Source organism: Stieleria neptunia (genome assembly GCF_007754155.1).
GTDB lineage: Bacteria > Planctomycetota > Planctomycetia > Pirellulales > Pirellulaceae > Stieleria > Stieleria neptunia.
This window is the reverse complement of record NZ_CP037423.1, coordinates 2,397,142-2,409,113: the sequence shown is the minus strand read 5'-3', so window position 1 is coordinate 2,409,113 and position 11,972 is coordinate 2,397,142. Positions and strand designations below refer to the sequence as shown.

Here is an 11,972-nt window from a genome sequence, read left to right as displayed (position 1 = left end):
CCATGGACTCCCTGACCACACAACGCCGCAAGTTTTTGCTCGGGACCGGTTACGGGCTGGGGGCAACGGCGCTGAGCACCCTGTTGAATCCTGAATTGGTCGGCACCGCCAACGCCGCCGCAGGCGCTTCGAATCCGGGATTGCCGCAATTCCCCAATTTTGCCCCCAAGGCCAAACGGATCATCTATCTGTTCATGGCCGGCGGCCCCAGTCATATCGACACCTTCGACTACAAACCGGAGATGCGTAAGTTTCACGGCCAAGAACTTCCCGAGTCGGTTCGTCAGGGACAACGGTTGACCGGGATGACCAGCGGCCAATCAACGTTCCCCTGCGTCGCGCCGATGTTCAATTTCGAACGCTTCGGCCAGCACGGGACCTGGGTCAACAAAGACATCTTGCCGTACACGTCTGGGATCGTCGACGACATCACGATCATCAAATCGATGCACACCGAAGCGGTCAATCATGACCCGGCGATCACGTACATCAACACGGGCGTCCAACAGCAAGGCAAACCCGCGCTCGGTTCCTGGCTCAGCTATGGACTGGGCAGCGAAAACGACAACATGCCCGCCTACATCGTGATGATTTCTCGGGGCCGCGGCCAATTGCAGGCACTCTACGATCGCCTGTGGGGCTCCGGGTTTCTGCCGGCACGTCACCAAGGCGTCAAGCTGCGCAGCAGTGGTGAACCGGTCTTGTACTTGAACAACCCGCCGGGCATCGATCGCCAATCGCGACGCAGCATGCTGGACGGATTGAACGAACTCAATCAGGTGGCCTATGACAAGTTTGCGGACCCGGAAACGCAGGCCAGAATCTCGCAGTACGAAATGGCGTTTCGCATGCAGAGCGAAGTGCCGGATCTGATGGCGATTGAACAAGAACCCCAGCACGTGTTGGATTTGTACGGCGACGACGTTCAAAAACCCGGCAGCTTTGCCAGGAATTGTCTGCTCGCCCGTCGCATGGTGCAGCAGGGTGTCCGCTACGTGCAGTTGTTCCATCGCGGCTGGGATCAACACGGCTCGCTGCCCTCGAAGCTACGTCAGCAGTGCAAGGACATCGATCAACCGGCCGCAGCGCTGATCAAGGACCTGAAACAACGCGGCATGCTGGACGACACGCTGGTCGTGTGGGGCGGCGAGTTCGGCCGCACGATTTACTCGCAAGGCAAATTGACGGCCGACAATCACGGCCGCGACCACCACGGCCGCTGTTTTACGATCTGGATGGCCGGCGCCGGCATCAAGCGTGGATTCGAATACGGCATGACCGATGACCACAGCTACAACATCCTGAACAACACCGGCGTGCACATCCGTGACATGAACGCCACGATTCTGCATCAACTGGGCATCGATCACGAAAAGTTGACCTTCAAGTTCCAAGGGCTGGATCAACGGCTGACCGGAGTCGAAGAACCGGCGCACGTCGTCCATCCCATTTTGAGTTAAGACGCGGCGATCGGCCCGCGCTCTGATGCCCCTCGTTCCAAGGCTCCGCCTGGGAACGCAAGGTCGGTGTGGCTCCGCCACACGCCGTGCGCGGTCGCGAGGCGGAGCCTCCGTGATCGTGTGTTCCCAGGCAGAGCCTGGGAACAAGTCGAAAAGTCACCCTCCTGGCAGGAGGGTCGAGCGAAGCGAGGGGAGGTCGAACGGTGAATGTAACAGTTTAGTTGAATGACCTGGGGGACGGTGGTGTCGGACCATCGCTCGAACTGCGCATCGCCGAAGGATTGGATTCAGCTCTCCCCGCAGTCTGTCATGGGGCGTGCCGATTGGTTTACCATCAGCGCAGCATTCAACGTCGTTTCACCGGAATCGTCCAGCGAACGTGACTACAGGTGAGTCGCTCGGCTGAGAATTTCGCTCGCTGCTTCTTCCGGAGTCGCAGCTTGTCTCTTCCTATGAAGAGGCGACACGATCGCCTGCACCGGCGTAGCCGCTACGCCGGTGCATAAAGCGAACGCAGTACTTCGTCCGGAGGTCGCGTGAAAAGACCGTAGTAGATGTCGCTGGCACGGTGCCCATGACGCCGCGCTGTCTCTGCAACGCTCATCAGATCTGCCATCCGCTCACCACCTTCCCGACTTCGGCTGCCGAAGCAGATCTTGCGCAACACGACTAGTGGGCGAATAGCACGTTCTGCAAGGTTGTTCGTCGGCGAAACTCGTGGATCGTCGATGAACACCAACCACTCTGAGAGGTGACGAAGAATTCGCCCTTGAAGTTGGATCGCTTTTTCGTCTTCGACATCAGTCAACGAAAGGCGTTCCAATTCGTTTCGCAGCCACAAGATCTCAGACTCAAGTGCAGCTCCTTTTAGCTTACCGGCTTTTCGTCGGCGGTGGAGGCGAGTACCGCGTTGGACGAATTGCTTGACATCTTCGAAGAACTGATAGTCGGCTGATACCGGAGCAACGAGCTTTTGCCAATCACGCGAGGTTCGAGCAAGATGTGCCAAACATTTTTGCTTCGCGCCAGCGACCTGAGCATTGTAGCCACCGTAGCAGTCCGTTACCAAAGTGCCGCAAAAGTCAGGGCCAAGAACGTCGCGTGAAACGAACCCCGCACGCGTCGTTTCAAAAGTGAAATGGATGAACTGTTCGTTGCCGTGTACCCAAAAGTAGGCGCGATCGCCGTCTAAGGTCCAGTAGGTTTCATCCGCATAGACTGGCCCGTCAGTGCTGGCAAGCTTCTTGGCGATATCGTCGACAACCGGTTCGGCAAGCTTCGCAAGAGCCTTTTCGAAACCGATCAGTGCTGCCGCTGTGAACGTGATTCCAAATAACTCTTCAATCGCTCGTGGGACCTTGCGGTAGGTAATGCCAATGACATTGCGGAGATAGATCGCCTTGCTGCGCAACCCTGGTCCTATGCGACTTCCCAGAACCTCTCCCGGACCAGCTTTTTGCACAAGCGTATCACAGGCGATGCATTTGGCGACCACATGACGATAGAGCACGACGCGGAACTGTCCATCAACAATATCTTCCTGCAGGTGCTCCAATGGATCGGCATCCAACAAAATGACTTGGCGACTCGCGCAGCAGGGGCAGACTCGAGGAGCCTTGACATCAATGTCCCAATCGTACTCTTGGGGAGTCTTTCGAAACCATCCTGGATGACCTACCGGGGCGCCGCGTTTAGCTTTGCGACCCGAATCATCTTGGTTGGCCTCTTGCAATTCCGGTTTCGCATCGTCGTCAGACTGCTCATTGGTTGCAAACTTGTTCTGCCGCTCAATCTTCAATTCAAGTTTGACGCGTTCCAGTTGCTCTTGGAGGCTGACGACGTCGCTGAGCAATTCGCTGTTACGCTTTTCGAGCAATCGAATCTGGCGAAGCGATGATTCTCGGGTGTCCTCGCTTTGATTAGCTACCATCGCAACAGAAATCACCGAGGCGCCACCAAGATGCGGGCAATTCCCTACATTGGGGCAAGCGTGCTCGTGGTTGGGATAGATTGGAATAGACATTTCGCGGCAATCCTCGATTGCCACCAATTTATCCCGCCGCCCCAAAATCGACCAATAGCAGTTCCAAGAGGACTAAACTGTTACGCAATTTTGTAACAGTTTAGTTGAATGACCTGGGGGACGGTGGTGTCGGACCATCGCTCGAACTGCGCATCGCCGAAGGATTGGATTCAGCTCTCCCCGCAGTCTGTCATGGGGCGTGCCGATTGGTTTACCATCAGCGCAGCATTCAACGTCGTTTCACCGGAATCGTCCAGCGAACGTGACTACAGGTGAGTCGCTCGGCTGAGAATTTCGCTCGCTGCTTCTTCCGGAGTCGCAGCTTGTCTCTTCCTATGAAGAGGCGACACGATCGCCTGCACCGGCGTAGCCGCTACGCCGGTGCATAAAGCGAACGCAGTACTTCGTCCGGAGGTCGCGTGAAAAGACCGTAGTAGATGTCGCTGGCACGGTGCCCATGACGCCGCGCTGTCTCTGCAACGCTCATCAGATCTGCCATCCGCTCACCACCTTCCCGACTTCGGCTGCCGAAGCAGATCTTGCGCAACACGACTAGTGGGCGAATAGCACGTTCTGCAAGGTTGTTCGTCGGCGAAACTCGTGGATCGTCGATGAACACCAACCACTCTGAGAGGTGACGAAGAATTCGCCCTTGAAGTTGGATCGCTTTTTCGTCTTCGACATCAGTCAACGAAAGGCGTTCCAATTCGTTTCGCAGCCACAAGATCTCAGACTCAAGTGCAGCTCCTTTTAGCTTACCGGCTTTTCGTCGGCGGTGGAGGCGAGTACCGCGTTGGACGAATTGCTTGACATCTTCGAAGAACTGATAGTCGGCTGATACCGGAGCAACGAGCTTTTGCCAATCACGCGAGGTTCGAGCAAGATGTGCCAAACATTTTTGCTTCGCGCCAGCGACCTGAGCATTGTAGCCACCGTAGCAGTCCGTTACCAAAGTGCCGCAAAAGTCAGGGCCAAGAACGTCGCGTGAAACGAACCCCGCACGCGTCGTTTCAAAAGTGAAATGGATGAACTGTTCGTTGCCGTGTACCCAAAAGTAGGCGCGATCGCCGTCTAAGGTCCAGTAGGTTTCATCCGCATAGACTGGCCCGTCAGTGCTGGCAAGCTTCTTGGCGATATCGTCGACAACCGGTTCGGCAAGCTTCGCAAGAGCCTTTTCGAAACCGATCAGTGCTGCCGCTGTGAACGTGATTCCAAATAACTCTTCAATCGCTCGTGGGACCTTGCGGTAGGTAATGCCAATGACATTGCGGAGATAGATCGCCTTGCTGCGCAACCCTGGTCCTATGCGACTTCCCAGAACCTCTCCCGGACCAGCTTTTTGCACAAGCGTATCACAGGCGATGCATTTGGCGACCACATGACGATAGAGCACGACGCGGAACTGTCCATCAACAATATCTTCCTGCAGGTGCTCCAATGGATCGGCATCCAACAAAATGACTTGGCGACTCGCGCAGCAGGGGCAGACTCGAGGAGCCTTGACATCAATGTCCCAATCGTACTCTTGGGGAGTCTTTCGAAACCATCCTGGATGACCTACCGGGGCGCCGCGTTTAGCTTTGCGACCCGAATCATCTTGGTTGGCCTCTTGCAATTCCGGTTTCGCATCGTCGTCAGACTGCTCATTGGTTGCAAACTTGTTCTGCCGCTCAATCTTCAATTCAAGTTTGACGCGTTCCAGTTGCTCTTGGAGGCTGACGACGTCGCTGAGCAATTCGCTGTTACGCTTTTCGAGCAATCGAATCTGGCGAAGCGATGATTCTCGGGTGTCCTCGCTTTGATTAGCTACCATCGCAACAGAAATCACCGAGGCGCCACCAAGATGCGGGCAATTCCCTACATTGGGGCAAGCGTGCTCGTGGTTGGGATAGATTGGAATAGACATTTCGCGGCAATCCTCGATTGCCACCAATTTATCCCGCCGCCCCAAAATCGACCAATAGCAGTTCCAAGAGGACTAAACTGTTACGCAATTTTTTAGATAGGAAAAAGGGTCAGGAGCCTTTTTGGCAGTTTAGGGGGATCAGGTGTTGCCGTCTGCCGTCGCGTCAAGTTGTTGCAATCGGTCAGGCGCTTCGTTGCACTTTCTAAGAATTGCTTACCGCTTCGATGCTTGATGTGCGGACACAACGGGTCGGGGTTGCGTGGGACTTGCAACCGAAAGGCTAACGCCAGCGTCCTGAATCTGCTGGCCGTAGGTCCGCGTCTTGGTGCGACAAGCGTCTTGATCTCTTGTGGCCCATCGAGCAATCCAGCGGCGCATGACTCCCCAGTGATTCGCGTCGTGTGGTTCAGCGTGTTTTTCTTTGACTCAAAGACGAATCCGACTCTGCGCACGACGCGGCGACCCTCGGGACTCGTGCGCCTGCGGATGTTTGCGCCGCGACGCCCATCAAGGCTACGCTGTAAAGCAATTTGTTAGCGGCAGCGCGCGAGCCCTCCGGTGTTTGGCAATAACAAGGAACCGGAGAGCTCGCGGCTGTCGATTGAGTGGAATTGGTGAGGCAATGGTGAGCCGCTGGCCGTAAGGCCTCGGGCGGGCGCCTGGATGCCCGGCCGCTTACGCGTCGCGGCTCACTCACTAAACGGACTGCCCGCTTGCGCCCTGCCGCTAAAACCTCCTAAAGCACAGGGAAAAACGCTTCACTGCGTCCCCGTCCGGGGTCGAGGGGCGGGATCGGAGTCGTGGTCCGGAGGTGGCGCTGCGCTGACCTCCGGCTACTCGCTGAAATCCCCCGGGGATGTCAATTGTATAAGTGACGGATTTGATCGTAGCGGTAGGCGCCAAGACTTTTGCAGCGCGAACCCTCTCTGGCGTTTGCTTGCTGCGCAAACGCCGTCTCTCCCAGCGGGAGAGAGACGAAATGGTTTGCCAAAAGCTGCAGCAAAAGAATCGACGTCCATTGGGATCAGGTCGACGCTCGGTCTGCGGCGTCTGCGTCGAGGTGCATGCCCGTTGGGCGATTCCCCGTTCCTACGCATTCGCGGATTGATCGCCATTTGTTCTGCGCCGGTTGTTTGCCGGTTCAGGATTGTGGCGGTTCACGACTGACTTTGGGTTGATCATCACCTTGAAGCGATTTGATTTGGTCCACAACCGTCTTGACGCTTTCTTCGCCGCGGTGCAATCCGATGTCCAGCGTGAATTGTCGTCTCTGTCCCGGCGATAGTTTGGGGACGCGTCCGGCGGCGCGCTCGACCTTGCGATTGTAGGGATAGCCCGTCGCCGGTTCGATGCCTGTCACGTAGCCGTCTTCGCGGGCCGCGGTGTTCTTCCAGATCGTCAAGTAGGGCAATTGTTCGGTTGACCAATGCATCGATGCCGCACGGTCCCCGGCTGCGTTGTGCAGCACCGCACCGGTTCGGTTGTTCTCGTCGGCCAGCGGCTCGACCAAATAAACTTGTTCGACAAAGCCGGCGGTCGGTGGCAGGTACGTCGCATAGCCGTCGATGCTTTCGGCCGCGTGGTCGTCCATCGGCGCCAACGACTTGACCGCGGCATGCACCTTCGCGCCCGATTCGAGCAATGGGGCACCAAAGTTGGCGTGATAGATGATTTGAAATTCCTGTTCGACGGCTCCCAAATTCTCGACGGTGTCATCGATGCGAAACGTCTCTTGACCGGGCACGACGGAAACCTCGGTGACCAGTTTTAATTTCGGTCCATAGAAGAACTTTTCGTACACGATGCCACGGACGCGGATGCGATGCGGCGCCGCCGAATCAATGACGACTTCAACCTCGCTGGCCGGGATGTTTCCGATTTTCCCGTGCAGTGTCAGGTCCCTTGTTGTGGTACCGCCGGCGCCGTCCTCGAATTCGTCCGTTCCCGGATGGCCGGCAAACTCGAGACCGCAGCGAACCATCCACTCGTTGAACCCTTCCAGCCAGCCGAGCCCGCCGCGGCTTTCCAAATCGACGAGCGCCGGATGCACGATCTCTTGCACCGGCGAGTCCCAGCCCAACCGCATGTCGCCCGAACGGATTTCATAGATACTCATCCCACGCGTGGGAATCACGTCGATCTGCAGCACGCCGTTGTCGATCGTGATCAGGTCCACGCCTTCTTGCTTGCCGCCGTGCAGCGTCTTCTTTTCGACCGACCAGCCCCCTCCGCTAAGTTTCCAGCTGTCCCGCTGGACGTTCTGCTCGGCACTCGTCAACACGTAACGCTGATCGGCATGAACCGACAACGTCGGCAGCGCAAACAACAAAGCAAACAGGATGAGAAAACGACGGCAACTTGGCATGAATGTCTCTCCAAACGGGATCTTGAAAGTCGAACAAAGAAGCAGGTGGAAGCGGGGGCAGGTACGTCTGGAACGGGCATCAGCAACAAGGGGTTCAGCAACCGTTGGTGTATAGCCTTTAGGCGATTCCCGGTCGCTGCGACGCAGCGAGAGTGATCGGCTAAAACCTGCACACCAACACTCTTGCCCGTGCCATTCGGGTCACTAGGGTCCGAGTCCGGGCACGCCGAGCGACTGTCCGAAGCGCGCCGCCAACGCCGCTTCGTTCAAACCGTAGTTCTGCTGCAACGCCTCCTCCATCGGGACTCCCAATTTGACATCGCGAAACATCTGGCTGAACGCGATCGGGTCGGACTGGATTAAAAACTGAACCAACTGGCCACACATCGGCCAACGTTCTTGGTCCAGCTTGGTCGCCCCCAACAACCCCAGCATCGAGCCGGCGTTTCGGAGTTGCCGGGTGACTTTGGATCGTTGCGTCGATTGGCGTTTGCGGTCGGGGACGATGGCGAACTGGACGGCGTTGGCGATCCCCATGTTCATCCACGGCACGGTGTTGGCATCGGAGTGCAGACGGCCGGCGAAACCCAGGCTGTATCCCCAGCTCAAACCTCGCGCGACGTTGCTGTCGAGCTTCTTGGCGATCGCGGTTTGCAGAAACCGTTTCGCGCCGCCACGCACGCCTGCCCGTCCGCCGTGGTTGGGATTGTTCATCACTTGTTCTTCAAAGGCGGCAAAACGCGCCGGCGTGCTGAAGACCGCCAAGATGGCTTTGCCGCGCCAGATCGAATCGCCTTGGGGGAGCCCAAACATCTGGTTCAGCTGTTGATTCAATTTGTCGACAAAGACGCGAAGACCCCCGGTTGCTGCGGCGGGATAATCGGTAAACAGCAGCGTCGACTCGGTTTCGATGACATGAAACTGGCCCACATCTTTCAGCGTCTTGGCAGCGTCTTCCAAAAAACGAAGGTGCTCCGCCGTGGCTTCGGCTTGCTGCTCTTCGTCCGCTTGCTCACGGATTTGTTTTCCCTGGGCCGCCAGACGACCCTCCGCCGCGGCATCGGCGGCGGCGGCGTTGATCACGAACAGTTGTCGCGTGGGCGGGAAATAGCGCAGGTGGAATCGTTGGCGGCCGACCCAAAACATGTAGAGGTCCTCGACCTTGACCGTGCTCGTTCGGCCGGTCTCGCTGCGGTACTTCAAGAATTTCAGCCCGTTCTGCTTGCGATCAAACTGCAACGCGTCCAGCACAACCTTGACAATAAAACGTCCCGACCGCAGCTTGATGGCCACGGGTTGGTCGACCAGGGATTCAAGCTCGCCGGCGCTGACCAGTCCGTCAAAACGAATGCCCGCCGGTGGTTGATTCGAAGCCGCCAGTGACGCGTTGACCGGCAAAGTCATCAACGCCCCAAGCATCAACAGCGGGATGGCGTTTCGCCGGAATAAGGACAGCCTGAGCATCGAAACCTCGCCGCATCGAGAGAAAATCGAAATCGGAAACCGACCAGGATACCGGATCGACGTTTCGCGTGCGAGAAAATGCCGAACCGGCCCTGATGCCGTGTCCTTCTCAGCCGGCCACTTCGCGTCGGTCGCTTGGACCGATACGATTGACGGGGGAGATGACGGGTGTGACTGCCCAGGTCTCCCATGAGGACTCCGACCCTACGATTTTTACGCCGCGTTTTTGGGACGATTTGATGCCCCGCACCCTGTTTCGAAATGCATCCGTTGTGCTGGCCGACACGGTCACAGAAAGTTCCGTCTTGATCGAGGACGGCAAGATCTTGGACGTGGCCGCGTCCGCCGACGCCGCGTCCGACCACGTCGTCGATTGCGCGGGATTGCATTTGATGCCGGGCGTGATCGATGACCAGGTTCACTTTCGAGAACCCGGGCTGACGCACAAAGAAGACCTGTCGACGGCCAGCCATGCCTGTGCCGCCGGCGGGGTGACGTCGTTTTTGGAGATGCCCAACACGAAACCGCCGGCGGTGACTCTGGACGGCGTCCGCGCCAAAGAGCAACTCGCCGCGGAAAAGTCATTGGTCAACTATGGCTTCTACATCGGCGCGACACCGGAGAACGCCGCCGAGTTGGCGAAGGTGACCGATGTCCCGGGCATCAAGATCTTCATCGGCAGCAGCACGGGTAACTTGTTGGTCGATGAACAAGAGGCGTTGGAACGGATCTTTGCCGAAACGACGCTGCCGATCTGTGCCCACTGCGAAGACGAACAGACGGTACGCGCCAATGCCGCTCGATTGGCCGGCACGACCGATGTGGCCGACCACTCCCGCATCCGGGATGTCCAGGCCGCCGTGATCGCGACTCGGCGGGCGACCGATTTGGCCCGCCGATACAAACATCGCTTCCACGTGCTGCATGTTTCCACGGCCGCTGAACTCGAAATCCTGGCCGACCCCGCACCGTACATCACCGCGGAAGTCTGCTTGCATCACGTGTTCTTCAATGTCGACGACTATCCCCGGCTGGGAACACGGATCCAAATGAATCCCTCGATCAAATCGGCCGACGACAATCGCCGACTGTTCGAGGCACTGCTGGATGGTACGATTCAAGTCATCGCGACCGATCACGCCCCCCACACCCTGGAAGAAAAAGCGGCCCCGTACCCGAACAGCCCCTCGGGGTTGCCGGCCGTTGAGAACAGTTTGGCCTTGATGCTCGATCAAGTCACCCAGGGGCGATGTACCATCAACCAGGTCGCGTCGTGGATGTGTGATGCCCCGGCGCGCGTCTGGGGAATCGTCGGCAAGGGACGGATCGAGAACGGATACGATGCCGATCTGGTGCTGGTGGATCTGGAAAAACAAAAGACGATTCGCGATGCCGAGCAACACACGAAAACCAAATGGTCGCCGTGGGATTCGGTCACGTTGACGGGCTGGCCGGTCGCGACCTACGTCGGCGGGCACAAGGTCTATGATGCCGACAACGGATTTGATGAACCGTTTCGCGGCGCCAAGCTGCGGTTCGATCATTCCCGCGGCGGTTACTGGGCCACGACCGACGGAATCGGCACCGAATGAAGCCGACTGACGAAGGGCGTTCGGGGCGTTAAACTATGGGCCTCAGCCGCGGAAACACCGTGTTGAGGCCCGAGGCTATCTCGCTCCTTTGTTTCTCGGTCAAAGATCGGCCAAAGGGACCGTCCAGCTTAGCAACGATGCGAAACGCGACGAATCCTCATGATCTCGTCGATTGAGTGTGATATGGTCAGCGGACCGATGTACGACGTCCTTTCCAGGTCGTCGTCGGGAGTCCAGCGGACGACGGCCCGGAAGGGCCATCGTACTCGAAAAACCGGTCGTTCCGAAGCTGGACGGTCTCTGACGCCTAGACACCAACGTGCCGAGGCTTGCCCCTTTCCCTTCCCCCCCTCCCAGTGCCCCATGTCTGAAAACGACGGCGACGACGCCAAGCCGGTTGTGCCCCTGTCCGCCAATGCCCGCCGTGTGCTGGGCGTGTTGGTCGAAAAAGCCAAAACGACGCCGGACAATTATCCGATGTCCGCCGCGGCGATCATCAGCGGCTGCAATCAGAAATCGAATCGTTCCCCGCAAATGCAGCTCGACGAAGACGACGTGCTGTTGGCGCTCGACGAGTTGCGTGGCGTCGGCGCGGCGCGGGAGATCCAGGGCAGCGGACGGGTCACCAAATATCGTCACGCCGCCTACGATTGGCTGGACCTGGACAATCCGCAGGCCGCCGTGTTGACCGAGTTGCTGCTGCGAGGCCCTCAAACGGTCGGTGAGATCCGCACGCGGGCGTCGCGGATGTGCAGCTTGCCCGATCTGGATTCGGTCAAGACCGTGTTGAAGTCGCTGGCCGAAAAGGACCTGGTGGAAGCGTTGACGCCGCCCGGCCGCGGGCAAACCTTTGCCCACAAACTTTATCCGCCCCAGGAACGCCAATACTTGGAAGCCCGAGTCGAAAAGCAGGCGGCGGCAAAGTCGGCGGCGATCCCCGACACCAGCAAGAATCTGATCGACCAATTGATCGCCCGACTGGACTCCGTCACCGAACGCATCGATGACCTGGAAGCCAGACTGAAGGAACTGGAGTCGTAGTGGGGTAAGCTTCCAGCTTGCCTTGCGGTGGGGTAAGCTTCCAGCTTGCCTCTCCCGGAAGCGTCAGCTTCCGGAGTACCTCGCCACTTGGAGTCCCAGGCTGGAAGCTAAAGCTTCCAGG

7 protein-coding genes are annotated in these 11,972 nt (G+C 58.0%); 3 read left to right on the top strand and 4 right to left on the bottom strand.

Features of this window, described 5'->3' with window-relative positions; translation table 11 throughout:
* Positions 1-2 precede the first annotated feature (2 nt).
* Positions 3-1,460 carry a DUF1501 domain-containing protein gene (locus Enr13x_RS08415; protein ID WP_145385600.1) on the top strand — a complete coding sequence of 486 codons (1,458 nt, stop codon included), beginning with the start codon at positions 3-5 and terminating at the stop codon, positions 1,458-1,460.
* A 490-nt stretch (positions 1,461-1,950) separates the two neighbouring features.
* Here the strand turns inward: Enr13x_RS08415 and tnpC (Enr13x_RS08410) are convergent, their stop codons facing one another.
* The 4 genes from tnpC (Enr13x_RS08410) to Enr13x_RS08395 form a co-directional block, all read right to left on the bottom strand.
* The gene (tnpC, locus tag Enr13x_RS08410) at positions 1,951-3,507 is read right to left on the bottom strand and encodes an IS66 family transposase (RefSeq protein ID WP_145385599.1); all 1,557 of its coding nucleotides are present in this window, start codon (positions 3,505-3,507) and stop codon (positions 1,951-1,953) included.
* A gap of 349 nt (positions 3,508-3,856) precedes the next feature.
* On the bottom strand, positions 3,857-5,413 hold the full coding sequence (gene tnpC, locus Enr13x_RS08405) for an IS66 family transposase (protein WP_145385599.1): 1,557 nt from the start codon (positions 5,411-5,413) through the stop codon (positions 3,857-3,859).
* A 1,117-nt stretch (positions 5,414-6,530) separates the two neighbouring features.
* Complete coding sequence (locus Enr13x_RS08400) at positions 6,531-7,754, bottom strand: aldose 1-epimerase family protein (protein WP_145385598.1); 1,224 nt, start codon at positions 7,752-7,754, stop codon at positions 6,531-6,533.
* A 204-nt stretch (positions 7,755-7,958) separates the two neighbouring features.
* The gene (locus tag Enr13x_RS08395; protein WP_145385597.1) at positions 7,959-9,218 is read right to left on the bottom strand and encodes a hypothetical protein; all 1,260 of its coding nucleotides are present in this window, start codon (positions 9,216-9,218) and stop codon (positions 7,959-7,961) included.
* Between the two features lie 239 nt (positions 9,219-9,457).
* On the opposite strand from Enr13x_RS08395, the gene Enr13x_RS08390 reads away from it, so the two are divergent.
* A complete protein-coding gene (locus Enr13x_RS08390) occupies positions 9,458-10,810 on the top strand; it encodes a dihydroorotase (protein ID WP_145385596.1) in 1,353 nt (450 codons plus the stop codon).
* A gap of 363 nt (positions 10,811-11,173) precedes the next feature.
* Positions 11,174-11,851, top strand: a complete 678-nt coding sequence (locus tag Enr13x_RS08385) for a YceH family protein (RefSeq protein WP_145385595.1) — start codon at positions 11,174-11,176, stop codon at positions 11,849-11,851.
* The last annotated feature ends 121 nt before the right edge of the window (positions 11,852-11,972 follow it).